This window comes from Ruegeria sp. F12 (genome assembly GCF_056533885.1).
Window position 1 is genome coordinate 174,610 of sequence record NZ_JBQFOV010000006.1, and the last position, 23,631, is coordinate 198,240.

At 59.8% G+C, this 23,631-nt stretch carries 24 protein-coding genes; 11 read left to right on the forward strand and 13 right to left on the reverse strand.

All coding sequences use genetic code 11. The features are described 5' to 3' along the window. Window positions 1-131 precede the first annotated feature (131 nt). The gene (locus ACR0CA_RS11050; protein ID WP_480899019.1) at window positions 132-794 is read right to left on the reverse strand and encodes a YrbL family protein; all 663 of its coding nucleotides are present in this window, start codon (window positions 792-794) and stop codon (window positions 132-134) included. Between the two features lie 90 nt (window positions 795-884). Further along, window positions 885-1,058, reverse strand: coding sequence for a zinc-finger domain-containing protein (locus tag ACR0CA_RS11055; RefSeq protein ID WP_480899021.1), 174 nt, complete (start codon window positions 1,056-1,058; stop codon window positions 885-887). A gap of 87 nt (window positions 1,059-1,145) precedes the next feature. Between ACR0CA_RS11055 and ACR0CA_RS11060 the strand changes: the two genes are divergently transcribed. Then, window positions 1,146-2,138, forward strand: a complete 993-nt coding sequence (locus ACR0CA_RS11060; RefSeq protein ID WP_480899071.1) for an ABC transporter ATP-binding protein — start codon at window positions 1,146-1,148, stop codon at window positions 2,136-2,138. On the opposite strand, the gene ACR0CA_RS11065 is transcribed toward ACR0CA_RS11060, so the two are convergent. Next, the gene (locus ACR0CA_RS11065; RefSeq protein ID WP_480899024.1) at window positions 2,135-2,599 is read right to left on the reverse strand and encodes a DUF1203 domain-containing protein; all 465 of its coding nucleotides are present in this window, start codon (window positions 2,597-2,599) and stop codon (window positions 2,135-2,137) included. The two genes, ACR0CA_RS11060 and ACR0CA_RS11065, sit on opposite strands and share 4 nt — an antisense overlap. A 110-nt stretch (window positions 2,600-2,709) precedes the next feature. Here ACR0CA_RS11065 and ACR0CA_RS11070 point away from each other — a divergent pair, with 110 nt between their 5' ends. From ACR0CA_RS11070 to ACR0CA_RS11080, 3 genes are all read left to right on the forward strand, one after another. Beyond that, complete coding sequence (locus ACR0CA_RS11070; RefSeq protein WP_480899025.1) at window positions 2,710-5,628, forward strand: error-prone DNA polymerase; 2,919 nt, start codon at window positions 2,710-2,712, stop codon at window positions 5,626-5,628. 48 nt (window positions 5,629-5,676) lie between these two features. After that, window positions 5,677-6,090 (forward strand): group III truncated hemoglobin, encoded by a 414-nt coding sequence (locus ACR0CA_RS11075; RefSeq protein WP_480899028.1) that lies wholly within the window; start codon window positions 5,677-5,679, stop codon window positions 6,088-6,090. Between the two features lie 134 nt (window positions 6,091-6,224). After that, entirely contained in the window at window positions 6,225-7,163 is a 939-nt protein-coding gene (locus ACR0CA_RS11080) for a DMT family transporter (protein ID WP_170785291.1), read from the forward strand. Window positions 7,164-7,215: 52 nt separating this feature from the next. Here the strand turns inward: ACR0CA_RS11080 and ACR0CA_RS11085 are convergent, their stop codons facing one another. Then, window positions 7,216-8,328: an S-(hydroxymethyl)glutathione dehydrogenase/class III alcohol dehydrogenase gene (locus ACR0CA_RS11085; protein WP_170789483.1), complete on the reverse strand. Its 1,113-nt coding sequence runs from the start codon at window positions 8,326-8,328 to the stop codon at window positions 7,216-7,218. A 130-nt stretch (window positions 8,329-8,458) separates the two neighbouring features. On the opposite strand from ACR0CA_RS11085, the gene ACR0CA_RS11090 reads away from it, so the two are divergent. Further along, on the forward strand, window positions 8,459-8,746 hold the full coding sequence (locus ACR0CA_RS11090) for an I78 family peptidase inhibitor (protein WP_480899031.1): 288 nt from the start codon (window positions 8,459-8,461) through the stop codon (window positions 8,744-8,746). 61 nt (window positions 8,747-8,807) lie between these two features. Next, window positions 8,808-10,460: a Y-family DNA polymerase gene (locus ACR0CA_RS11095; protein ID WP_170785297.1), complete on the forward strand. Its 1,653-nt coding sequence runs from the start codon at window positions 8,808-8,810 to the stop codon at window positions 10,458-10,460. Window positions 10,461-10,475: 15 nt separating this feature from the next. Here ACR0CA_RS11095 and ACR0CA_RS11100 read toward each other — a convergent pair whose 3' ends face one another. Then, window positions 10,476-11,201: an SDR family NAD(P)-dependent oxidoreductase gene (locus ACR0CA_RS11100; RefSeq protein WP_170785299.1), complete on the reverse strand. Its 726-nt coding sequence runs from the start codon at window positions 11,199-11,201 to the stop codon at window positions 10,476-10,478. Between the two features lie 189 nt (window positions 11,202-11,390). Between ACR0CA_RS11100 and ACR0CA_RS11105 the strand changes: the two genes are divergently transcribed. The 5 genes from ACR0CA_RS11105 to ACR0CA_RS11125 are packed head-to-tail and all read left to right on the forward strand — an operon-like array spanning window position 11,391 to window position 15,597. Then, a complete protein-coding gene (locus ACR0CA_RS11105) occupies window positions 11,391-12,725 on the forward strand; it encodes an NAD(P)/FAD-dependent oxidoreductase (protein ID WP_480899033.1) in 1,335 nt (444 codons plus the stop codon). Between the two features lie 19 nt (window positions 12,726-12,744). Further along, complete coding sequence (locus ACR0CA_RS11110) at window positions 12,745-13,221, forward strand: hypothetical protein (RefSeq protein WP_237215819.1); 477 nt, start codon at window positions 12,745-12,747, stop codon at window positions 13,219-13,221. Then, window positions 13,221-14,444: an MFS transporter gene (locus tag ACR0CA_RS11115; protein WP_480899035.1), complete on the forward strand. Its 1,224-nt coding sequence runs from the start codon at window positions 13,221-13,223 to the stop codon at window positions 14,442-14,444. Before ACR0CA_RS11110 ends, ACR0CA_RS11115 begins: the two co-directional genes overlap by 1 nt. Then, complete coding sequence (locus ACR0CA_RS11120) at window positions 14,441-15,058, forward strand: DUF3833 domain-containing protein (protein WP_480899037.1); 618 nt, start codon at window positions 14,441-14,443, stop codon at window positions 15,056-15,058. Before ACR0CA_RS11115 ends, ACR0CA_RS11120 begins: the two co-directional genes overlap by 4 nt. Next, window positions 15,055-15,597, forward strand: a complete 543-nt coding sequence (locus ACR0CA_RS11125; protein WP_170789477.1) for a DUF3833 domain-containing protein — start codon at window positions 15,055-15,057, stop codon at window positions 15,595-15,597. Before ACR0CA_RS11120 ends, ACR0CA_RS11125 begins: the two co-directional genes overlap by 4 nt. A gap of 52 nt (window positions 15,598-15,649) precedes the next feature. Here ACR0CA_RS11125 and ACR0CA_RS11130 read toward each other — a convergent pair whose 3' ends face one another. The 8 genes from ACR0CA_RS11130 to ACR0CA_RS11165 all read right to left on the reverse strand — a co-directional run bounded on the left by ACR0CA_RS11130 (window position 15,650) and on the right by ACR0CA_RS11165 (window position 23,631). Beyond that, a complete protein-coding gene (locus ACR0CA_RS11130; protein ID WP_480899039.1) occupies window positions 15,650-16,663 on the reverse strand; it encodes a porin in 1,014 nt (337 codons plus the stop codon). A gap of 341 nt (window positions 16,664-17,004) precedes the next feature. Next, a complete protein-coding gene (locus ACR0CA_RS11135) occupies window positions 17,005-18,171 on the reverse strand; it encodes an energy transducer TonB family protein (protein ID WP_480899041.1) in 1,167 nt (388 codons plus the stop codon). Beyond that, entirely contained in the window at window positions 18,168-18,545 is a 378-nt protein-coding gene (locus ACR0CA_RS11140) for an ExbD/TolR family protein (RefSeq protein ID WP_480899043.1), read from the reverse strand. The genes ACR0CA_RS11135 and ACR0CA_RS11140 overlap by 4 nt, the downstream gene beginning before the upstream one ends. Further along, on the reverse strand, window positions 18,542-18,907 hold the full coding sequence (locus ACR0CA_RS11145) for an ExbD/TolR family protein (protein WP_480899045.1): 366 nt from the start codon (window positions 18,905-18,907) through the stop codon (window positions 18,542-18,544). Before ACR0CA_RS11145 ends, ACR0CA_RS11140 begins: the two co-directional genes overlap by 4 nt. After that, on the reverse strand, window positions 18,900-19,559 hold the full coding sequence (locus tag ACR0CA_RS11150) for a MotA/TolQ/ExbB proton channel family protein (protein WP_170785314.1): 660 nt from the start codon (window positions 19,557-19,559) through the stop codon (window positions 18,900-18,902). Before ACR0CA_RS11150 ends, ACR0CA_RS11145 begins: the two co-directional genes overlap by 8 nt. Beyond that, on the reverse strand, window positions 19,556-19,990 hold the full coding sequence (locus ACR0CA_RS11155) for a hypothetical protein (RefSeq protein ID WP_480503506.1): 435 nt from the start codon (window positions 19,988-19,990) through the stop codon (window positions 19,556-19,558). The genes ACR0CA_RS11150 and ACR0CA_RS11155 overlap by 4 nt, the downstream gene beginning before the upstream one ends. A 148-nt stretch (window positions 19,991-20,138) precedes the next feature. Continuing rightward, window positions 20,139-22,673, reverse strand: coding sequence for a glycoside hydrolase family 9 protein (locus ACR0CA_RS11160; protein ID WP_480899048.1), 2,535 nt, complete (start codon window positions 22,671-22,673; stop codon window positions 20,139-20,141). Between the two features lie 31 nt (window positions 22,674-22,704). After that, entirely contained in the window at window positions 22,705-23,631 is a 927-nt protein-coding gene (locus ACR0CA_RS11165) for a glycosyltransferase family 2 protein (protein WP_480899050.1), read from the reverse strand.

Sequence of the window (23,631 nt, forward strand, 5' to 3'; positions counted from 1 at the left end):
CACCTAAGACGAATGCGGCACAGCGTATCACGCAAATATGGGCGCGTTTTGGGAAAAAATGACTATTGGAGCAGTTGAAGCCGATCTGTGTTTAAAAAACATAGATGCACAAGACACCCGCTCAGGATAAATCACGCGATACTGAAGGCGCGGTTCGTCTTGTCCCAGTTCATCCCGGATTGCTGCGCAATGTGCTGCATCTGCTTGTTCAATGACCGATCATTCAGCCTGCGACTTAGCGAGCGTAACGGCACAAGGTTTCGTTCCCCGTACCCATCGATCAGAAAGAACATACGTATGTCGTCACGCAATCCATAGACGATGTTTTTCCCATGGATGTCCCGACCCACAATTTGGAACTCAAAAAGCTTTCGGACAAAGATGTTCAGATCATCCAATGTCTCAACCGTCATTTCCTGCCGCGCGCACATCGACAGCAAGTCCTGCGCTAATGCGCCATCTTCGGTGCTGATCCTCTCGACCACGACGCCGGGCCCGACATCTGTCTGCACGACACCAAAGGACCGCGCCAGTGGCAGTCTGGAAATGTCCAGACCACTTTTCAGCGCCGCCTTCATCTCGCACTCCAGCTCTTTCAAGGCGTTTCGGAATGCTGAATCGGGCAGCAGACGACGCACAGCGCGTTTCATTATGGATCTGTTGCGGCGGATTCTGGGACGCGTCACTTTGATCAGCAACTCTGGCTGGTTGGGGCAGGCATAAACGTTCCGGTGGCCGCCCTTGGCCACAATATCCCGGTCTGAAAGGTGCATGACCTGCACGGAAAAGAGCATCTTCGCGCCCTGGAATCATAAAGCTATTTCGTCAGGATATAGAGTCTTCACTCGGGCGGAAATAGGACGCGTAACAGTTTTGTGACGAGCCTACTGATCCTGATCCGCCAGCATATATTTGCAATCGCAATAGGGGCACTCAACCCAGCCGGTATCCTCGGGGATCTGCAGCCAGACCCGCGGATGGCCCAGCGCACCCTCGCCGCCGTCGCAGGCAACACGAGAGGTTTCGACGATCTTGGTTTCCGGCGCTTCGATGGTCACGGCTGGCGATCCTTCTTCGGTTGTCGGCCTCGCGGGCATGGTTTAGGTGCGTTTATGAGCGATGAGCAAACCGGGGGCAAGAGCCACATGAGCGATGCGGCAATCAGGATCGAAGGGCTGCGCAAGACCTATCGTGGCGGTAAGGGCCAGCCTGAAAAGCACGCGCTGAAGGGCATCGATCTGACCGTCCCGCGCGGCTCGGTCTTTGGGCTGTTGGGGCCGAACGGGGCCGGGAAATCGACTCTGATCAACATTCTGGCCGGTCTGGTGGTGAAATCGGCGGGTTCAGTGTCGATTTGGGGGTTTGATCAGGACCAACACCCCCGTCAGTCGCGCGCTGCCATTGGCGTGATGCCGCAAGAACTGAACTTGGACCCGTTCTTCACCCCGCGCGGCGCATTGGAGGTGCAGGCCGGGCTCTATGGCGTACCCAAGTCGCAGCGCCGCAGCGATGAAATTCTCGATCTTGTCGGCCTCAGCGACAAGGCCGAGGCCTATGCCCGCACGCTATCGGGCGGCATGCGGCGACGGCTTTTGCTGGCCAAGGCACTGGTGCACCACCCCAAGATTCTGGTTCTGGATGAACCCACGGCGGGCGTGGATATCGAACTGCGCCAGATGCTCTGGACCAATGTGCGCAAGCTGAACGAACAGGGTATGACGATCATCCTGACCACGCATTATCTGGAAGAAGCGCAAGAGATGTGTGACGAGATCGCCATCATCAACCACGGCGAAAAGATAGCGCAGGACAGTACCGCCAACCTGCTGGGTCGGATGGACAGCCGGACGATGGTGATCCTTCCCGACAGCCCGGTCGTGGATCTGCCCACGACTGATGGTGTCGAAGCCGCTTTGCGCGATGATGGCAGCCTTGTCCTGCAATATCGCAGCGCCCAGACCAGCGCTGAACAGGTGCTTGAGGCCGTGCGCGCCGCAGGCATCCGCATCCGCGACGTGCGCACCGAAGAGGCCGATCTCGAGGATGTGTTCCTCGCCCTGACCTCATCCCGTGCCGATGATGGCCCAGCGGATGATCTGGATCAGCCGCGCCGGGGGATGCACCGGGTCAAGCTTTAAGACCGGTCGATTCGCGCCTGATAGCAGTTGTTTCGGGCGGATCGCACGTGGACATAGGCGATGTCCGCACGGGCAAAGATGTCCTTTACCGCCGCACCAATCTGATCTGTCGGGGCGATCGCCCCGGTGCCATAGACGATCCGGTCATCCAATCCATACCCCTTGATCAGATAGTCCGGAGAGGTGGTCAAAATCTCGGGCAGCTCCGTGCCCTCATATCGCTTACACGGGCTGGCACATAGAAAGATCGGACCCGTTTCCGCGTAAGGTTGTGCCTCTGGAAAAGGGCGATGCGCCAATATCAGCATTTCTTGGCCTTCTGGTATGTTTTGTAGGCAATGTCGGCAGGGATTGCCCGCACCTTTGGAAACGGCGTGCTCGGGTGAGGCGCCATATGCGTCCGGCCCTCCGGCCTGAAGCGCGCGGACTTGGGGGGTGGGAAGGGCAGTGATCTTGAACATCTCGGGTCTCCTTTTTCTGCCACCCTGCCCAGAGGGGAAACTGCAATCGACCCGTTTCCTGCGCAAAGGACTCGAAAAAGAACAAAAGGTGAATATAATGTGGAATCGCCATGTATGCCGAGCTGTCGATCACGTCGAATTTCACCTTTCTCACCGGGGCCTCGCACCCCGAGGAGTATATGCAGCGTGCCGTCACACTTGGTCTGCCCGCCATCGCGATTGCCGATGACAACTCGGTCGCCGGGATCGTGCGTGCCCATACCCAGGCGCGCGAGATTGCCCGAAAGGTGCGCGAACGTATCGAATGGGAAGGGCAGAACACGCCCATCGGCCCGCCCTGCCCCGATCACATTCCCAAACCACCCTCCTACCCGATCCACGCCGTGCCGCGCCTGATCCCAGCGGCACGGCTGATCTTCACCGACGCGCCCACCGTCACCGCCCTGCCCCTGAACCGGCAGGGCTGGGGCAACCTGTGCCGCATCCTGTCGAAAGGCCGCCTGCGTGCGGAAAAAGGCGACTGCATCCTGCACCTGTCCGACCTGTTGGAATTCTCTGACGGTCTGCACCTGCTGCTCTGGCCACAAGCGACCCGGCCGCAGGGCGGCGCGAGTGCTTGGCGGACACAGGCGCAAAAGCTGACGCGCCGCTTTTCCGGGCGGATGCATCTGGTGATGCACCCCAGATATGATGGCGCAGACAGGGAGTATTTCTCTGTATTAGAGACTGAATCACAACAACTCAACCTCCCCACCCTCGCCAGCGCTGCGCCGATAATGCACCATGGTACCCGTCGCAAACTGGCCGATGTACTGACCGCCATCCGACTGCGCCGCAAGGTCGACGATCTGGGCCGCGACGCTCTGGCCAATGGAGAGCAGCGCCTGCGCTCGGAAACCGAGATGCTGCGCATTTTCAAAGGCCATGAAGGCGCTGTGACCCGCGCCCATATGGTCAGCGAGCAGCTACAATTCTCGCTGGATGAGCTACGCTATGAATACCCCAACGAAGGCAGCGACCAGGAAACCCCGACCCAGCGCCTGCACCGTCTGGCCCATGAGGGGTTGAACTGGCGTTATCCGGCGGGCGCGTCCGAGAAGGCCAAGAAAATGCTGGCGCATGAACTGACCCTGATCGGCAAGCTGAAATATGAACCCTATTTCCTGACCGTCCGTGACATCGTCACCTTCGCCCGATCCCGCGATATCCTGTGTCAGGGGCGCGGTTCAGCGGCCAATTCGGTGGTCTGCTATTGCCTCGGCATCACCGAAGTCAGCCCGGAACTGGGCACGATGGTGTTCGAACGCTTCGTGTCTGAGGCGCGGGACGAGCCCCCCGATATCGATGTCGATTTCGAACATGAACGCCGCGAAGAGGTGATTCAGCACATCTATGACCGCTATGGCCGGGAACGCGCGGGCCTCTGCGCCACGGTCGTACATTATCGCGGCAAACGCGCCATCCGCGAGGTGGGGCGAGCGATGGGGTTGACCGAGGATACGATCTCGGCGCTCTCGTCACAGCTATGGGGGTTCTTCTCGGCCAAAGGTCTTGAAGCCGAACGCATGCGCGAGATTGGCCTTGATCCCGACGATAAACGCCTGAAACAGACTCTAATGCTGGTCTATGAGATTGACGGCTTCCCCCGTCATCTGTCTCAGCATGTGGGTGGGTTCATCATCACCGAAGGGCGGCTGGACGAACTTGTCCCCATCGAAAACGCCACGATGGAGGATCGTACGGTTATCTGCTGGGATAAGGATGACATCGATTCCTTAGGTATTCTGAAAGTCGATGTGCTCAGCCTCGGGATGCTGACCTGTATCCGCAAGGCGTTCGATCTGATCAGCCAGCACCACCAGACGGGCTATAGCCTCGCCACCCTGCCGCCCGAGGATCCGGCGGTGTATGACATGCTGTGCAAGGCGGACAGCGTCGGCGTGTTTCAGGTGGAATCGCGGGCTCAGATGAACTTTCTGCCCCGCATGCGACCGCGCAATTTCTATGATCTGGTGATCGAGGTCGCAATCATCCGCCCCGGCCCCATTCAGGGCGACATGGTCCACCCCTATATCCGCCGCCGGAACGGAGAGGAGGAGGTCAACTTCCCCTCGGATGCGTTGGGTGAAGTGTTGGGCAAAACGCTGGGCGTGCCGCTGTTTCAGGAGCAAGCCATGCAGATTGCCATCGTGGGCGCGGGGTTCACCCCAGAACAGGCGGACCGGCTACGGCGCTCGCTGGCGACGTTCAAGAAACATGGTAATGTCAGCGAATTCCGGGCCCTGTTTCTGCGCGGGATGGAGCGGAACGGCTATGAACAGGATTTTGCCGAGCGCTGTTTTTCGCAGATCGAAGGCTTCGGCTCTTACGGTTTTCCCGAAAGTCACGCAGCCAGCTTTGCGCTACTGGTTTATGCCTCAGCCTGGATCAAATGCCACCATCCGGGGATTTTCGCCTGCGCGCTGCTGAATTCGCAGCCGATGGGCTTCTATGCCCCCGCCCAGATCGTGCGCGATGCGCGCGAACATGGTGTCCAGGTGCGCCCGGTCTGTATCAATGCCAGTTTCTGGGACAATGTGATGGAACCCGACGGTCACGGCGGGTTGGCCCTGCGGCTGGGGTTCCGTCAGATCAAAGGCCTGAGCGAGGAAGATGCCAGCTGGCTGACCGCCGCGCGCGGCAATGGCTACCATCAGGTGGATGACGTGTGGCGTCGTGCCGGGCTTGGTCCCTCGGTGATCGAACGGTTGGCTGAGGCCGATGCCTTCTCCGCCTGCGATCTGACAAGGCGCGAGGCGTTGTGGCAGGCCAAAGCGATTGCCACCGCCAAGCCCCTGCCCCTGTTCTCGCAGGATCTGGAAGGCGAGGCGCTGGACGAGCCTGCAGCCTATCTGCCGCAGATGACGTTGGGCGAGCAGGTGGTTGAGGATTACGTGGCCACCCGCCTCAGCCTCAAGGCGCATCCGGTGGCTCTGATACGGCATCTACTGACGCCAGAGCCGCGCGACAAAACCACACCTGTTGCGTGACGTCTGAACCGGGTATCCGCCCGGAACAGAGTCGAAAACGGACCAAATATGACCCGCCCCACCCTGCCGCCGCGCTTTCCCGCGACCCCGGAACAAATCAACGCGCAGGTCCGTGCCTTTTACGCCCGCGTACGCGAGGATGCGGTGCTGGGGCCGGTCTTCAACGCACATGTCCACGATTGGCCAGCACATGAGGACAAGATCGCCGCCTTCTGGAGCAACGCCATCCTGTATGAGCGTAGCTATGACGGCAATCCGCAGCGGGTCCATATCGAGCGGCCCGACGTGCAGTCCGACATGTTCGCACATTGGCTGGATTTGTTCGAAGAGGTCGCCACCCAGGCCTTACCCCCGGAAACCTCCACACCATGGGTCGCGCTGGCCCGAAGAATCGGCGTGGGAATGAAGGCCGGTGTGCAATCTGCACGCCAACCCAAAGACGCACCTACCATCCTGCGTTGATCCCAGGGCATGGCAGCTTTGCCATGTTAGCGGTAAAATAAGGGCTATGCGGGTCGGCCAAATGGGTTTACTCAGGGGTACGACAGCCCCAATGCGCTGCGCCCCTACACCGACACATCACCCGAGGCCGCCTCATGAGCACTCAGAACACCACCCTTCGGGGGCTTGGCTATGCGTTTGCGGGCTTTGCGGTTTTTGCCAGCCATGATGTACTGATCAAAGTGCTGGGTAGCACCTATTCGGTGATGCAGATCATCTTTTTCGCAACTCTGTTTTCCTTTGTGCCGATGGCGGTGACGATCCTGACCGACCGGACCACGGGCAATTTCCGACCACATCATCCGTGGCTGGTCCTACTGCGCTCGGCCCTGATGGTGACGTCCATGGTCTGCGCCTTCTACGCTTTCTCGGCGCTGCCGCTGGCCGAGGTCTATTCGCTGCTATTCGCCTTCCCTCTGTTCGTCACTGTCCTGTCGATCCCAATCCTGGGGGAAGTCGTGCGCGCACAGCGTTGGGCCGCCGTCGGCTGTGGCCTCATCGGAGTTCTGATCGTCCTGCGCCCCGGTGCAACGGACATCACTCTGGGCCACCTCGCGGCCCTGACTGCGGCATTTTCCAGCGCGTTAGGGTCTGTTTTGGTGCGCAAGATCGGGAATGAGGAACGCTCGGCCGTGCTGATCCTATATCCGATGCTGCTGGCCATTGTGGTCATGAGCTTGATGCAACCCGCCGTTTACCAACCTCCCTCGCTGCTGCATCTGGCGATGATGGCGCTGGTGGGCGTGTTCTCGGTCGTCGCACAACACTTGATCATCCTTGCCTATCGAGCCGCGCCCGCTGGGGTCGTCGCCCCCAGCCAATACAGTCAGATCATCTGGGCCACATTGTTCGGCATGGTCTTTTTCAACGAGCGGCCCGATGGCTGGGTCGCCGTTGGGGCCAGCATCATCATCGCCTCAGGCGTCTATGTGGTCTGGCGCGAAAGCCGGGCGAACACCTCGTCGGTCAATACCCCGGTTCTGCGGGTCCGCTCGCCACGCTCTGACACCGGCGCAAGCCGTCCCGGCAAATAAAAACGGCGCGCCATTCACAGCGCGCCGTCCTCAAAATCGCAGGTTGAGGACCTTAGTAAACCACGACCGAGCGGATGCTTTCGCCCTTATGCATCAGGTCGAAACCGTGGTTAATGTCGTCCAGACCCATGGTGTGGGTGATCATCGGGTCGATCTCGATCTTGCCTTCCATGTACCAGTCGACAATTTTCGGCACATCGGTCCGGCCCCGCGCACCGCCAAAGGCCGTACCGCGCCACGAGCGGCCCGTGACCAGCTGGAACGGACGGGTCGAGATTTCGGCTCCCGCAGGCGCCACGCCGATGATGATCGATTCACCCCAGCCCTTATGCGCCGATTCCAATGCGGCACGCATCACGCCCACATTGCCAGTGGCGTCAAAGGTGTAATCCGCGCCACCTTTGGTCAGGTTGACCAGATAGGGCACCAGGTCGCCTTCAACTTCGGTCGGGTTCACGAAATCGGTCATGCCAAACTTGGTCGCCATCTCGACCTTGGCGGGGTTCAGGTCAACGCCAACGATTTGATCGGCCCCGGCCAGACGCAGGCCCTGAATGACGTTTAACCCGATACCGCCCAGACCGAACACGATGGCGCGGCTGCCGATTTCCACCTTGGCAGTGTTGATCACAGCGCCGATCCCTGTGGTCACACCGCATCCGATATAACAGATCTTGTCGAAGGGCGCATCCTCACGCACCTTGGCCAGCGCAATTTCCGGCAGAACCGTGTGGTTCGAGAAAGTCGAGCAGCCCATGTAGTGCAGGATTGGATCACCATCCAAAGTCGAAAAGCGCGAGGTCCCATCCGGCATCAGGCCCTGCCCCTGCGTTTCACGGATCGCCTGGCACAGATTGGTCTTGGGGTGCAGACAGTATTCGCACTCCCGGCATTCCGGGGTGTAGAGCGGGATCACGTGGTCGCCCGGTTTCAGGCTGGTCACACCGGGGCCGACCTCGACCACGATGCCTGCGCCTTCATGGCCCAGAATCGCGGGGAACAGCCCCTCGGGATCCGCGCCCGACAGGGTGAATTCATCGGTGTGGCAGATGCCGGTGGCCTTGATTTCCACCAGAACCTCACCCGCCTTGGGGCCTTCGAGGTTCACATCCATCACTTCCAAAGGTTTGCCTGCCTGAACGGCGACGGCGGCACGGGTGCGCATATTCGGTGTCTCCCTGTCACTTTTGCCTCGACCCTGCGTCAATTGCCGGGCGTTTTCAACTGCGCTTTGATGCCAGCTTTGCTAAACATCTGATATTGCAGAAACGACATTGCCGGAAAGAGGAACGCCAATGCACCGTTTTATTCCCACGCTGGCCCTGCTGACCGCCTGTGCCCAGCCCCCCGCGCCCGAGGATGCGCCCCTGTCGCTCGAACCCGCCCCGGTCGATCTGGCCTTTTGTCAGGGCGAAGCTGTTGCAGGCTCTGTCGGTCAACCGGTTTCGACCATTCAGGCCAAGTTGCCCGAACGGTCCCGCGTTCTGGGGCCCGGTGATCTGGCCACGCAGGATTACCGCATCGACCGGCTGAATGTTTTTGTAGATGAGACCGGGATCATCCAACGCCTGACCTGCGGGTAAGCGTGGACTCGGCGGGCGATTCTACGATAAGAACAAAATGGGAACATTTTGATGTCTGCCAATGCCAAAACGCCGAATACTCTCGCTCTGGTTTCCCCGTCTGGGGGCTGAACGGCTGATCCGCGCTGCGCGGGGGCTGCAAGATGGGCCTTTGGCTGTGGTGACTGAGCAGTCGAACATGCAGGTGATCACATCCCTGAACGCGGATGCGCAGACCGCTGGTCTGCGCGTGGGCCAACCAGTGCGCGACGCTCATGCCATGTGCGCCAATCTGGTGACACGCCCCCGCAACGCCCCGGCCGAGGCTGCGTTTCTGACCGCCCTGCGCCGGTGGGTGGGCAAATTCAGCCCATGGGTGGCTGAAGAAGCGCCAGACGGATTGATCGTGGACCTGTCAGGCTGCGCGCATCTGTTCGGCGGGGAAGAAGCGTTGTTGAACGTGATCGAAACCGACTGCGCCGATATGGGGCTCAGCGTGCAGATGGGCATCGCCGACACGCTGGGTGCGGCCTGGGCGCTGGCACGCTACGCGGGGCAAGAGGCCACCTCCGACCGCAATGGCGACGCCATCAGCCAAGAGGCCCGCGCCACCCGCGCCCGCGCCACCAAGCGGCGGCACTGGACCAAGGGCGGGGCCGCACCGCAAATGGTGGCTGTGGGCAGTGGCGCGCGGATCACAGCGCCGGGGCAATCCTATGGCGCGCTCAGCTCGCTTCCCATTGCAGCGCTGCGGCTTGAGGATCAGGTGGTCGCACAGCTGAACCGTCTGGGCCTGCGCAGGATCGGCGACCTACTGGGGCAGCCGCGCGCGTCGCTGGCGCGGCGATTTGGGCGGGGACTGGTGCTACGGCTGGATCAGGCGATGGGCAGCGCGCCCGAGCCGGTCTCGCCCGCCCGACCGCCGCATCACTTTGCGGTGCGGATGACCCTGCCCAACCCGATCGGTCTGACCGAAGACGTCATGGCCGCCATCGACCGCGTTCTACCGACGCTCTGCACCAAGCTAGAGGAGAAAGCGCGCGGGGTGCGGACTCTGCGGCTGGAAGCCCATCGCGCCGATCAGGCGGCTGAGATCATCGAGGTCGGGCTGGCCCGTCCAACCTATGATAAACACCGCATTCGCCCTTTGTTAGAGATGAAAATCGACCAAATCGATGCGGGCTATGGCATCGACATGCTACGACTTGAGGCGGTGCAGACGGAACCCATCCACGCCCGCACCATGGCCGGTCATGCCGAGGCGCGCCGCGTCGCCCGCAACCGATTGGACGGTAACACCGCTGTCGAAGACCTGATCGGAAAACTAGGTGCGCGGGTCGGGCTGGAGGCGATCACAAGGCGGCACCCGGCGGCCTCGCATATCCCCGAGAAAACCGCACAGGTGCTGGCTGCTGCGTGGTCCGAACCCGCGCAAGACTGGCCTGCACCACCGCGTCCGCGTCCCTTGCAGATGTGGCAACCCGAGCCAGTAGCCGCTCCAGATACCCCAGACGTGCCAGACACATTTCGCTGGCGCGGGCGAAACTGGCAACTGACACAAGCCACCGGGCCGGAACGGATCGCACCGGAATGGTGGCTGGATGACCCTAACTGGCGCAGCGGCGTGCGCGATTACTGGGTGGTTGTGACCGAACAGGGCGAGCGGCTGTGGCTGTTTTACGGCCACGGCGGCACCATGTCGGCGGGCTGGTTTTGCCATGGTCAGTTTGGATAAACCCCTGATTAGAGTCTACTTACCGCGATACACCAGCCAATCCGGCAGGTAATCAATCAGCCGGATCACCCAGGAAAACGGCGCAGGGAAATCGGTGCGGAACCGGCGACGCGCCATGGCTTTGGCCACGCGATCCGCCGCGTCCTCGGGCGTCATCAGCATGGGCATTTTGAAACTGTTCTTCTCGGTCAGCCGGGTCTTGATGAACCCCGGATTGACGATCCGTACGGTTACACCCGATCCGGCCAAATCATGTCGCATCGTCTCGGCCAGCGACACCAGCGCCGCCTTGCTGGACGCATACCCAATCGCCGCTGGCAGACCGTGATAACCAGCCAAAGACCCGATCAGGGTGATATCCCCGCGCCCTGTCTGGACGAACCCCGGCACGGTTTCCCCCAGCACCCGCATGGCCCCAAGATAGTTCACATCGACCATCCTCAGCGCGCGTTCCGTATTCCAGTCACCACTCCGCATGGGATCATAGGCACCAGCGTTATAGACCAGCCCATCGACTGAGCCGGCCTCGGCCGCTGCCGCACAAACAGACTCTAAATCAGTCACATCCATCGCAATCGCACGGGCGTTGGGCAGGGTATCGCAAATCTCGGCCAGACGCTCTGCGTTGCGGGCGGACAGGATCAGATGCGCGCCCTGGCGGCTGAGGGTCTCGGCCAGAGCCCGCCCCAGCCCTTCACTGGCGCCGATGATCCAATATGTCTTTCCGTCAAAGCTGCTCATTCCGGGACCGTTTCATATGCTTTTCTGTTTTACGACCGCCGAGGGGTGCCGGATCACAGGCGGGACAGATAACGCATCTTGTAACCCGATGTCACAACCTAGTGCATTTTCGAAATTCTTCTAACCCGATTGATCCACCCAAGCCTATTCTGCGTATCTTATTGTAATACGTTACAGAACGAGGCTTGAATGTTCGACGAAACCCGGAGCGGTCGGAAAAAAATCGCAGTAATAGGCGCAGGCATCTCGGGTCTCTCCGCAGCTTACTACCTGTCAGAAAGCAATGACGTAACCGTCTTCGAGGCCGAACCCCGGCTGGGCGGTCACGCGCGCACGGTTATGGCGGGAAAGAACGGCGATCAGTCGGTCGATACGGGTTTCATCGTATTCAACTACGTGACCTATCCTTATCTGACCGCCTTGTTTGATGAACTGAACGTGCCGGTTATCAAGTCGGAAATGAGCTTTGGTGCCACCATCGACAATGGCCGCATCGAATACGGGCTGAACAATCTGCGCACCCTGACCGCGCAGAAACGCAATCTTGCGCGCCCCGCATATTACAAGATGATCGCCGACATTCTGCGGTTCGGCAAAGAGGCCCCCGAGGCCGCACAAGACGACGACACCACGATCGGAGAGCTGGTGGATCAGCTGCGCCTTGGCCATTGGTTCCGCCACAATTACCTGATGCCCATGTGCGGCGCGATCTGGTCGACTCCGGTTGAGTTCGTGGATCAGTTCCCCGCCCGCTCATTGGTGCAGTTCTTCCGAAACCATGCACTGCTGGCCAGTGGCCGCGCCAAGCAACATCAGTGGTATACCGTCAAAGGTGGCAGCATCGAATATGTGCGTCGCATCGACGCTGCGCTGCGTGCGCGCGGATGTGATATCCGATTGGCCGCGCCAGTTGATCACGTGAAACGCGACGATGTGGGTGTTACGGTCCACAGCCAAGGGCATGCGGACCAGTTTGACGAGATCATCCTGGCCACCCACTCCGATCAATCGCTGGCCATTCTGGGTGACAGCGCGACCGAAGGCGAACGCGCCGCACTTGGTGCAATCCGGTATCAACCGAACACAGCGATCCTGCATTGCGACGAACGCCAGATGCCCCGTCGCCGTGCCTGCTGGTCCAGTTGGACCTATCGGTCGCAAGCCGGAAACGTAGGCGTAACCTATTGGATGAACCGTCTGCAGAACATTCCCGACAGCGATCCGCTGTTCGTGTCGCTGAACGCTTCATCAGAAATTCCCGCGGATAAAATCTATGATCAGGTGGAATTTGCGCACCCGGTCTTCGACAAAGCGGCCCTGAAGGCACAAGGGCAAATCCGCGCGATGCAGGGACAGAACCGAACCTGGTTTGCCGGCGCCTACAACAGGCACGGCTTTCACGAAGATGGGATTGCCAGCGCGATGCATGTGGTCGAGCACTTGAATGGCACCCAACACACATTCGGAGCTGACAATGAGACTGATGCACAAAACGCAGCCATCGTGGCCTCGGCAAGCGTCTGACTTCTGTCGGGCGACACTCTTGTCCTTGGCCCTGCTGGTGCCGGGCAGCCTGCAGGCCGCTACCGGGCTGAATGATCTAGACGATCCGCAACTGCGCGGCACGGCGACCTATCGCTATCTTGGGCTGCCGCTTTACAACGGGCGGCTTTTCACGCCGGGCGGCGGGGCGTTCGACTGGAACAAGGACTTCGCGCTGGAACTGCAATACCGTCGTAACGTGTCGAAAAAGGTGCTGATCAACTCGACCCTGGACGAGATGGACCGCATCGGGCGTCCCGCCCCTGTGCGTGATCAGCTTGAGGTCTGCTTCAAGGCCGTAAAAAAGGGCGATCGGTATCTGGCAGTTTCGGATGGGCCAAATGAGGTGTCCTTCTGGCTGAACGGCGCAAAAACCTGCACCATGCGCCATCCGGGCATCAAGCGCAGCTTCATGTCCGTCTTTCTGGGCGAGAAAAGCCGCTCGGCCGCTTTCACGCAGAAGCTCAAAGGTCAGTAATGCTGTATCCGAGGGTCAGCCTCTATGCGCTGATGCTCGCGGCGGCGGGCATCCCGCTTTACATCCACCTGCCGCGCTTTGCTGCCGTCAATCTGGGTATAGGGTTGGGGGTGATCGGGACGGTTCTATTGCTGATCCGCCTGATTGATCTGGTGCAGGATCCGCTGATCGGATGGGCCATCGACCGCTGGCCGGGGGCGCAGCTTGCATTCGCCGCTGCTGCCGCGCTTGGATTGGCCATCGGGTTTCCCTTGCTCTTCGGCCTACCCGAAGAAGCAAGTATCCCTGCATTAGCGTCTGTGTTAATCCTTCTATTCTCTGCCTACAGCCTAGGCACGATTCTCCTCTATGGGCGCAGCGCTACGCTTGCCAAGCGAGCCGACGCCCAGGAATTGATGACCCTGGCTGCGTGGCGCGAGGGCGGGCAACTGACGGGCGTCATTCTGGCAGCCATCGCCCCGGCTGTGTTCGTGGCGCTTGGCGCCGGGGCGCAAGGCTATCCCGCTTTTGGGCTGTTTCTGGGGGTGCTGGCCCTTCTCGCCCTTGCGATGACCATTCCAATCTGGCGGCGCGCGCCGATCACCGGACAAGGGATATCTCTGGCGGGGCTTGGACAAGCTGGTGCGTTGCGTCTTTTGGTTCTGGCGCTGGTGAACAGCCTTCCTGTGGCCATCACCTCGACCCTGTTTCTGTTCTTTGTTGAAGACAAGCTGCAACTGCCGGGCAAAGCGGGCCCACTGCTGATCCTGTTTTTCCTCAGCGCAGGCGTCAGCGTTCCGCTTTGGGCACGGCTGAGCAAGCGAATTGGCCCAAAACAGACTCTGATTATAGCCATGCCCCTGTCTATCGCGGGCTTTATTGGAGCGGCCATGCTGTCGGCTGGAAACCTAGCTGGCTTCGCCGCGATCTGCATCGCTTCGGGCGCGGCGTTGGGTGCCGATATGGTGGTGCTGCCTGCCATGTTCTCGGTTGTGCTGACGCGTGCAGGGCTGAATGCCTCAACCGCCTTTGGCATCTGGTCCTTTGCGGGCAAGCTGGGCCTTGCGCTGGCTGCTTTTTTCACCCTGCCGCTGCTGGAACGCAGCGGGTTCACTCCTGGTCAGGAGAACACGACCGAGGCGCTGAAAACGCTCACCCTCGCCTATGCCGTTCTTCCCTGCATCCTGAAACTCGGCGCGTTCGGACTGGTTCTGACGCTGCCTACTGAGGTCTCTGCCAAATGAAACTGCTTGTTGTTCTGCTTTTAGCCGTCTTGGCTCTGTTCGTCGCAAAGAGTCGATTTCTGAGCTTCCGATCGCAATCCCCCGCCGATTACGCTGGAACCGGCCCTGCCTTCAAAATGAAGGAAAACCTGAACGGAGAGATCCTGTCCGAAGGTCTGATCTACGGCCCCAACGGCAAAATGACCAACAGCTTTGTCGCCCGCATGGTCGGGGAATGGGACGGCAACTCCGGGACGCTGGCCGAGTATTTCACCTATTCCAACGGAAAGAAGATGACACGTAAATGGTATCTAACACTGGGTGCCGGCAACACATTCACGGCCAAGGCGGATGATATCGTGGGCGAAGGGCAAGGCACGATTTCGGGTTCGACCGTCAAACTGACCTATCGGATTATCCTGCCCGAGGACTCGGGCGGGCATACGCTGGATGTCACCGACTGGATGTATCTGACCGAAAGCGGCGTGATAATGAATCGCTCGGAAATGCGCAAATTTGGCATCAAAGTCGCCGAACTCGTCGCCACAATGCGCCCCGCGCCTGAGGTCAAAGCCGCGCATCTGAACGGAGCCAACGGGTATGACTCAGACAGCGAAGCAAGGCCCCTGCAATGACCCTGCGCCGGTTTCTGATCACTTTACTTGCCATCGCTGGCGTCGCTGCGCTGGCGTCATGCTCGGCCAAACCGCGGGTGCCCAAATCGTTCCTGTCAGACCGGCAGTTGAATCTGGAAGAGTTCTTTGAGGGTAAAACCGTCGCCTATGGCCAATTTCAGGATGTTCTGGGCAATGTCCCACGCCGGTTCACGGTGGATATCGACGGAACATGGGACGGCACAACCCTGACTCTGGTCGAAGATTTCGTCTATGATGACGGCGCGACCGAGCAGCGCATCTGGACCCTGACCAAAACCGGCGAGGATACTTGGACGGGCACGGCTCCGGGTGTGCTGGGTACGGCTAGCGGGATTGAACGCGGCGATACGTTCAATTGGAAATACAAGATCGATCTGCCGATCAAGGACGGCACCATGCGGGTGAATTTCAACGACTGGATGTGGTTGCTGACCGATGACCGGTTGCTGAACCGCGCCTATGTCTCGCGCTATGGTGTGCGCCTGGGCGAAGTCGTACTGTTCTTCGAAAAGAAATAGAAAAAGGGCAGGCGCAAGGGCCCGCCCCAAAATCAGAATTGCCTAGGTCGACTTAGAAGTTGAAGCGCGCACCAAAATCGGCACGGATAAAGCCATCTTCGTCGCCTTCTTTGATCTCGCCGATACCGCCGCGCAGCGATGCGCCGTTGCCCAGATCGTAGATTGCGCCAACACCGATGTTGCGCTCGTCATCATCCGCGTTGCCGTCACCATAAGCGACCAACAGCGTTGTCGCGACTCCAACGTTATACGAGGCCGAGAAACCATATGCGGTGCCATTCTCGGCATCGTCCGCGACGTCATCGTCCGCCAGGAACAAAGTACCGTAGAAGTCACCCAATTCTGCACCAAGTGTCAGAACAGTAAGGCTTTCGTCGTCGCCATTCGCCAGATCTTTTTCACCATAGGCGACCGAAGCGGTAAAGGCGTCAAACGAGTATGACGCAAAAATATCCCAGCGGTCGGTGCTTTCATCAGACCCGTTCAGAGCAACAGTTTCCTGATCATATGAACCGCCAAAGCTCAGGTCGCCAAGCTGGTACTGAGCGAACACCGCGTTCGCGCCCGAACCCGTCGAACTGTATTCGAGGAACTCGTAGTTGACGCCAACATACTGACCCAGGAATTCTTCCAGGCCCGGTTCATTGCCGAAGTAGTCATCCAGGTTGTCAAACGAACCTGCCACGTTTCCGGCATCGACACGCAGCCCACCGTAGAGAACTGAGAAACGCGCGCCGTTCAGGCCCGCCTCAGTGGCTTCGCCATTGCCGTTGTCTTCGTCGGCTTGCAACCGGACGCGTGCCTGAAATTCAACGCCGCTGTCCGTTTCGACAATCCCGTCGATGTTCAGACGGAACCGCGAGATCAGGATCGTGTCGTCAGTGTCAACATTTGCAGTGTCCGTCGAGGTAACGACGCCACCAGCGGTGTTGAAATTGGTAACGTCGCCAGAGCGATCTTCTTCGTAGCCGATACCAAAGCGGGCGAAGCCGCTGAACTTTATTTCCGCCGAGGCGGCACCTGTGGCCGCAATCAGTGCAGTCGATGCGATGAGGAGTTTTTTCATGGTAAATCCATAAATTTCGAGAGGAGGATGGCCGCAAAGCTGCGCCCGACGCTCCTTTCGTGGATTTACAAAAAATACGCAATATGTAATTTTTGTCCAAATACCAGCATATCGTGCTCTGTTGCATCTATGCATCCATCTGCTTCTGGCGATGCAGCGTGTGTCCCCTACTTATGAGGGTTTTGCGCATTCTCCAGACTGATAACGCAGCTGTGATCCACAAAAATCATCCTGACTTCTTGCAAATCAATCGCGTCACTCATGTTGGAAAAATCAACCTGGCACCTTGGATGTTTGACCTGCCTTGCGACGGAAATCCGATTCGACGATTGGGCAAGGCGTCAATTGCTGGTGTAGAAGAAAGACAGCTTGCGGCTTACGCCTCCCGGCGGTCGGGGGAAAGGTTCAGCGGCGCGTACCTGTTCGCGGGCAGCGCGGTCCACTTCGCGCGAGCCCGAGCTGTCAACCACTTCGACAAATTCCAGTGTGCCGTCGGGGTTGATCTGGAAAAACACCTGCGCGAACCCTCGGGCCGACACAAAGACAAGCGGCGCTCGGTTCAGATGCACCAGTACCTGCCCTTCGTAATTGGTTTCATTCGCATTGCCCGGCCCGCGACCGCCTGATCGCGTACCGCTATTGCCGGATGTGAACGCGTCGACGCCCCGGCGACGATAGGCCGTCAAAGGCGACTCGATCTCTTGTGCAGGGAAGCGCAGGTTGCTGAAATCACGTGCGCCGTTGGCGATACCCCGTCGTTGAGGAACAGGCTGCCGTTCCGGGCGCTGCGGGCGGATCGAGGTTGTGACAGCCAATTCGGTCGGCGCGTCGTTTTCAACCGGCTCCAGCGCCGTTTCGGGCAAGTCAGGTTCAATCGCCTCACTTTCCAACGGAACAACCGGAATCGCCGTCGCCTCGGGAACTGGCGCAGCTTCAGTCGGGGGCAAAGCAGCCAGTTGTTCCTGCGCCGGCTCGACAGGCTGCGCCTCTTCCAGAGGTTCAGTCGATTCTGCCGCAGCATCCGGATCGCCCTCGGGCGTTTCGGCACGTTCGGCCACCTCAACAGGCGGAGTTTCGTCGGCCTCTTCGCTGGCGGACTGATCGCCATCGGTCCCGTCTACACTTTCAGCCACGTTTGGCTCGACTGGTTCAGTGGCCTCGGGCTGCACGACTTCGGCCTCTCCCAGATCCGGGGCAAAACTTTCTTCGGGGTTGTCCGACGCGACCAGCGCCTCGCTGATGGGAACCTCGGGGGTTTCGGGAATCTCTTCTTCGACCGGCTCTTCCTCGGCGGGGGGCTCGGGCGCTTCGGCCTGTTCCGGCTCAACGGCTTCTTCAGCCTCCTCGGCGAGGTCTTCGAAACTACTGCCCAGCTCAACTGAGTTCTGCGCAGCCGCCTCGCTGCCGTCTTCGGCCAGTCGCGGCGCAGTATAGAGCAACCCCATCAGGTGCAGGATCAACGACACCAGAATGGCTACGACGGCGATGACCACCGAACCCCGGATCATTTCAGCGCCTTTTCCGTCACGACAAAGACAGAACTTGCCCCAAGGCGGCGAAGCTGGCCGGTGATTTCAATAAGCCGCGCGCCGGGGGCCTCGCGGTCCGGTACGATGCGGACGGCACCGGGTTCGCGCCCTTCCATATAAAGCTCGGGCAGAATGGCGTTGCCGCGAAAGCTGAGCGTTCCGTCCTTATGCAGCACCAGTGCATCCGGCGGCTCTCGCCCTTCCAGTTCCGAGGTGTTCACAAGTTCTAGGTCGGGGTCCAGAGGCGTAGCGATCGTTCCCGTGATCAGAAAGAAGATCAACATCAGGAACACGACATTGATCAAAGGAATCGTGGAGTCGCGCTTGCGACGCGGAGTACCTGAGCGGATCATTCCAGCACCAACACGCTGAGGTCTTCGCGCCCGCGCAGACGCACCAGCAAATCGACCAAACGTTGCGAGGTGGTGTCGGGATCAAGGCTGACCAGCACCTGCCCGGTCTCAATCTGTTCGGTCAGTTGGTCTAACGTGACCTCGGCCCCGTTCAGCGTCAGACGGTCGGGGCCAAGCTGAACGAACAACCGCTCGGTCTGTGTGTCCGAGGGCTGGCTGCCGCCGGTCGCATTGCTCAGTTCGACTTCGGCAAATTTCGAAAAGGTCGAGGTCAGCATGAAGAAAAGCAGCAACAGAAAGATCACGTCGATGAGGGGGGTCATCGACAAGGGCCGCCGGACAAAGGGCGCGCGGTTACGCATGTCCGGGCGCGGCAGCCATGGTCTGAGGTGCGTCAGGCAGTGGAATCGCTTGACCAGGCACAAGAATGGTCCGCAGCGCCTTGTCGGCAAACACCCGTTCCCGCGCGGTGCGGCTTTCGAACCAGGACAGCACCATCGAGGTGGGCATCGCCACCGCCAGGCCGACAGCAGTGGTAATCAGCGCCACCCAGATCCCGCCTGCAAGCAACGACGGGTCAACGGACGAGCCCGCAGATTGCAGGCTCTGAAACGCTTCGATCATGCCCAAAACCGTCCCAAACAGACCCAAAAGCGGGGCCAACTGCGCCACGGTGTCCAGCAAGCGAAACCCACGCTCCAATCCGGCCAGGGCCAGACCGGCCTCGGCATCCAGACGCTGATCCAAGCCGGGGGTTTCGGGCGCGTCCATGGCCACCTCGACAAGCGGGGCCAGATAGCTGCGGCTTTTGGCCAGACGCGCGCGGGCGGTTTGTACGTCGCCATCATCCCATGCCGCCAGCGCCTGCGACAACACCCGGTGCCGCCCCACGCCCGAGGCTGCAAATTGCCAGAGTTTGTAAAGGGTCACCGCCAGCGTCACCACGGACATCGCAATCAGGATCGCAACAACCGGCCCGCCGAGTTCAAGGATCTGTTCTATTGCCTGTATCATCCCAACACCTCTGCATCCGTCCGGCTGCTCAGCGTCAGGGCGGCGTCACAGATCGGGCTGTCGGCACCGTCTACAAGACAAGAGCTTGTGCCATTGAAGAGCACCTGCCCCACCCCGGCGCAGGTGATACCGGTCAGATCGAACTGACGCACCCGCACGCGATCCTTTGGCATATCGCGGAATGAAAACAGCGTCAGACGCTCGACCGTACCTTCCGCATCGAAGATCACGGTCTGAAAGCTGGCCGTCTCAATCGCGGTGCCGGTGTCGTTTTGCACCACAAAGGTCAGCCGACAGGCCTCACCAGTATCTTGCATAGTGTTGAGTTCGATCTGCAATCCGCCCGTTTGGGACTGATCAGATTGCGCCAACGCTGCAAAAGGCAAAGTGCCGATAAGAACAGCGGCAACTGTCCGGCGGAGAAACAACATGCGCGTGCTCCTGATTTGTTTCTTGCGGTCCGAAGGCCTGCGACGTTCCGCCGACATTCAGTTACACATATCCAACACAGTCCGTAGGTGAAAGCCATCCCGACAGCTTTGTGATTTGACGCAAAGTTCCGCCACCGCGCCGCTCGAGTTACTGCGATGTGACCAGGGCGCAAGCCAGCAGCCATTCCAGCGCGTTGGATTTCATCCCGTGTTCAGCCGTTATGGCGATGCTGCGGCTTTCGAATATCTGCCCATATATTGGCCATTCGTCCTGATTGAATGGATAAATTGCACCCTCGACCTTTTTAAGTTCCCATTCGTTAAGCTTGCCACCCGCCACGCCAAAGCTGATCTGACCGGGAATGGTTTCATCACCATAGTGGTCGGTCAGCAAAGGGTCGGCAAAGCTGCGCTGACCCAGCCCCTGCACGAAACTGACATTGGCCGGGTTGCAGCCCATCCCGAACCACATCCCCTCGACCGCCGCTGCAAATAATTCCGCAGGGATTTTGCCCGTTGCTGCGTATTGCAGCGCTATCTGCCCCGCCCGCCAGTTCGAGCCGGGGCCAAACCGCAGCCATCCCCGCCCCCAAACATAAGAATCCGTGTTGTGCAGCCCGAAATCCTGACCCATCCGCTTGCCGTTCAGGGCGCGGTATTTGATCCAATTTTCGATCGCGGCAACCAGCTTGGCATCCGTGGCCCGCCCTTCGCGCCCCGCCTTGACGTAGTCTAAATAAGAATTGGCAAAAAACTCTGGTCGCACGCCCTCCAGCGGGGTCTCGGCACGGGGTTCGAACGGGTTGAAATCCTCGAACACCTGCCGCGTGGCGGCATGACCTGTTGCGCGGTATAAGACCGAGGCCGAGGCGATGCGCGCCCGCGAGACATCGGCGCGCGGATCGCCCTGCCCGTCCTCATTTTCAGGCACCGGCTGTTGTTCCGCCCAAAGCCAGGCACGAAGCGCTTCGTCGATCAGCGCATCTCCAAGGGCCGCGTCCCCGCAAACCGTCTTGATCACATGGCCCAGCTTGGCGGCCCCATGGGCAAACCGATACGCAGCCCAGTCCTCCGGCGCATAGGCATACGTCACCTGAACCGGGTTCCACGAGACCGAGCCCAAAATCCCGCTGCTGGAATATTCAACGCCACCGATGATCCCGCCATCCGGCAACTGCGTGCGCCGCCAGATCGAGGCCCCCCACAGCGCCTCGTGGATCAGATCTGGCAGTACGGTTTCACCATCCCCCCGGTCCAGGTCATTCTTTCGAGCTGCAACATCACCATGCGCGAAAGGTTTTCCGCTTTCTGGCAGGTTCAGTGCCAAAGCGCGGATATGGGGGTAGGTCTCGACCAGATCGGCCATGTGATAGACCACGTTCATATGCTGGATACGGCGATCCCAGTCACCCGCATCGTGCCAACCGCCCCACGCCTCCGGGTTCGCAGTCATCTGGGACGCGTCGGGGTAGTCTTCGACCCCCAAGGCCTCGGCCTGTTGCGCCAGGGATTTCGCGGCCGAGGCCTTGCCATACCCTTCGCGCGTGTCACCCAGTTTGACGCCGGTCTGCCAGACGGTCAGCCCATCTTCGGGATGACCGTTGCGCGGGCGGGTGCGGCCCTCGCCATATGGATCTGTGATCGCGCAGCCTGATCTTTGGTGGAAATACCACCGCGCCGCCAGCCGCAACGCCCCGTCATAAACCCTTTGCGTCACATTGAACGGAAACGACTGCCCGACCCGGTCGACCTGAATATAGTACGATCCGATGTGATCAAGGTCCGAGAAATCGGCCTCATATACATCGCAGCCATTATAGTTAAGGTCCGGCCCATGCGGCTCGGACCCCGGTTTGGCCAGTCGCAATCGCCCCGATCGCAGTTCGGCCCCGTCCTCAGTCGAGATCAGGCGCCAAACCGTCTGTTCGGACAACAGCGCATCGGTATTGCCGCCCTGATTGTTCATGTCATGACCCCACCAGCTTCCGACATAGGCCTTTTTAGGGCCTAGTATTGGATAGCCTTGCTGGCAGAGATGGATGGATTCGCTGAAAGTCTCGGCCTGTTTCCGCGCCGCGGTTTTGGTCACAGACGGCCCGTTCAACGAGACAGTCGCACCGTCGGGAATAACGCGGTCCAGCACAAAGGTCAGTTGGTGCCGCTTGGTGCTTTCCCATCGCCTGACACCAATGGCGCGCGTCGCAACAGGGGTGGTTTTTCGATAAAGCGACCGGATCGTCGCGGGCTGGCCGTCGACCTGAACCTGCCATTGCGCGGGCTGGTCGGCCAAGGCGGCGGTCGGCGCCTCTTGAGGGCCTTGGCGAAAACCGCCTTTGCGGCTGCCCTTGGTTATCTGTGGCCATGGAGTAAAAAACTGCGGCTGTGTTTCGCTTTGACGACCCGAGAAATTGCCCTTTTCCCCGTTCAGCTTACCACGCGCGCCAAAGGCATTGCCCGTATCTAGGGTCCAATTAGCCCGGTCCTGCGCCGTCACGACAATGGGTTGCGGCAGGTCGAACATCGTATCCATCACCGTCAGTTGGACCACGCTATCGCCCAAAAAACCCATAACAGGGTCTGGTAGCTCGCCTGCTGCGACACTGGAAACCAGCGTGTGGGCAAAGGGCGCAGACAAGGCCAGAGCCGTTCCTTGCAGCAATACTGCGCGCCGTGTGAGTCCCATTGGCTGTATTCCTTGCTTCGATGCGACTGTTTTACACCCTACGATCAAGACTGCGAACAAAGCGCCAGATCAATTTTGGGCGAAACAGGCTGTCAGGATACATAATCACTCCGCGCAGCCCTTCCAACAAGGCCACAGGTTTGCGGCCATATTGGAACTGATTGCGGACATTGGACCAATAGCGGTCAATCTCACGCGCGCGCAGCAGACGCCGCAGCTGCGCGCCGAATTTCTGCTGCATTGCGGGATTCTTGGCGATCTTTTCGATGCAAGGCGCCATCTGGGTAAACCCCGTGTCTCGGGTCTGAAAATTCGCCCCGGTGGCCACCTGCCTATACAGCAACAGCGCAGGGCCCGGCACCACCTCAAACCGACCTTCCAGCGCGACGCGACTCCAGAACTCCCAATCCTCGCCGTTTTTCAGGCTGGTGTCATAGCCCCCGGCCTGTCGCGCTGCTTGCGTTCTGAGAGCCAGCGCGCCACCATTGACCACATAATTCTTGCGCAACAGTGCCGCCAATTGATCCTGTTCGGGGATCAGCGCGCGATTATCCGCGCCGCGCAAATCTTCGCCGTCGACGTTGATCCGCTGAACGCCCGCAACGGCACCAACCGCGTCGCTGTTCGATAGCGATGCGTGGAACCGCTGCAACGCCTCAGAATGCAGCAGATCATCCGCATCCAGAAACAGAACAAACGCGCCACTGGCTTGTTCGAGCCCTAGATTGCGGGCGGCGCTGACGCCCTTTGCCGGGCCTGACACTGGCCGAAACCGGGCATCCTTCTGTGCGTAAGCATCGAAGATGCGTCGTGTGCCGTCGGTTGAGCCGTCGTCGATACAGATCACCTCGAACGCGGTTAGGGTTTGGCTGCTGACGCTGTCGAGCGTCTGCGTCACGAACCGTTCCATGTTGCGGGCGGGGATGATGATTGAAAACTCGGGCACGGGGTCGGTCAT

Bases quoted from the DNA above. Each gene is read 5' to 3' on its own strand.
- ACR0CA_RS11050 (WP_480899019.1), bottom strand. From the start codon at position 794: ATGCTCTTTTCCGTGCAGGTCATGCACCTTTCAGACCGGGATATTGTG.
- ACR0CA_RS11060 (WP_480899071.1), top strand. From the start codon at position 1,146: ATGAGCGATGCGGCAATCAGGATCGAAGGGCTGCGCAAGACCTATCGT.
- ACR0CA_RS11065 (WP_480899024.1), bottom strand. From the start codon at position 2,599: ATGTTCAAGATCACTGCCCTTCCCACCCCCCAAGTCCGCGCGCTTCAG.
- ACR0CA_RS11070 (WP_480899025.1), top strand. From the start codon at position 2,710: ATGTATGCCGAGCTGTCGATCACGTCGAATTTCACCTTTCTCACCGGG.
- ACR0CA_RS11075 (WP_480899028.1), top strand. From the start codon at position 5,677: ATGACCCGCCCCACCCTGCCGCCGCGCTTTCCCGCGACCCCGGAACAA.
- ACR0CA_RS11080 (WP_170785291.1), top strand. From the start codon at position 6,225: ATGAGCACTCAGAACACCACCCTTCGGGGGCTTGGCTATGCGTTTGCG.
- ACR0CA_RS11085 (WP_170789483.1), bottom strand. From the start codon at position 8,328: ATGCGCACCCGTGCCGCCGTCGCCGTTCAGGCAGGCAAACCTTTGGAA.
- ACR0CA_RS11090 (WP_480899031.1), top strand. From the start codon at position 8,459: ATGCACCGTTTTATTCCCACGCTGGCCCTGCTGACCGCCTGTGCCCAG.
- ACR0CA_RS11095 (WP_170785297.1), top strand. From the start codon at position 8,808: ATGCCAAAACGCCGAATACTCTCGCTCTGGTTTCCCCGTCTGGGGGCT.
- ACR0CA_RS11100 (WP_170785299.1), bottom strand. From the start codon at position 11,201: ATGAGCAGCTTTGACGGAAAGACATATTGGATCATCGGCGCCAGTGAA.
- ACR0CA_RS11105 (WP_480899033.1), top strand. From the start codon at position 11,391: ATGTTCGACGAAACCCGGAGCGGTCGGAAAAAAATCGCAGTAATAGGC.
- ACR0CA_RS11115 (WP_480899035.1), top strand. From the start codon at position 13,221: ATGCTGTATCCGAGGGTCAGCCTCTATGCGCTGATGCTCGCGGCGGCG.
- ACR0CA_RS11120 (WP_480899037.1), top strand. From the start codon at position 14,441: ATGAAACTGCTTGTTGTTCTGCTTTTAGCCGTCTTGGCTCTGTTCGTC.
- ACR0CA_RS11125 (WP_170789477.1), top strand. From the start codon at position 15,055: ATGACCCTGCGCCGGTTTCTGATCACTTTACTTGCCATCGCTGGCGTC.
- ACR0CA_RS11130 (WP_480899039.1), bottom strand. From the start codon at position 16,663: ATGAAAAAACTCCTCATCGCATCGACTGCACTGATTGCGGCCACAGGT.
- ACR0CA_RS11135 (WP_480899041.1), bottom strand. From the start codon at position 18,171: ATGATCCGGGGTTCGGTGGTCATCGCCGTCGTAGCCATTCTGGTGTCG.
- ACR0CA_RS11140 (WP_480899043.1), bottom strand. From the start codon at position 18,545: ATGATCCGCTCAGGTACTCCGCGTCGCAAGCGCGACTCCACGATTCCT.
- ACR0CA_RS11145 (WP_480899045.1), bottom strand. From the start codon at position 18,907: ATGCGTAACCGCGCGCCCTTTGTCCGGCGGCCCTTGTCGATGACCCCC.
- ACR0CA_RS11150 (WP_170785314.1), bottom strand. From the start codon at position 19,559: ATGATACAGGCAATAGAACAGATCCTTGAACTCGGCGGGCCGGTTGTT.
- ACR0CA_RS11155 (WP_480503506.1), bottom strand. From the start codon at position 19,990: ATGTTGTTTCTCCGCCGGACAGTTGCCGCTGTTCTTATCGGCACTTTG.
- ACR0CA_RS11160 (WP_480899048.1), bottom strand. From the start codon at position 22,673: ATGGGACTCACACGGCGCGCAGTATTGCTGCAAGGAACGGCTCTGGCC.
- ACR0CA_RS11165 (WP_480899050.1), bottom strand. From the start codon at position 23,631: ATGACCGACCCCGTGCCCGAGTTTTCAATCATCATCCCCGCCCGCAAC.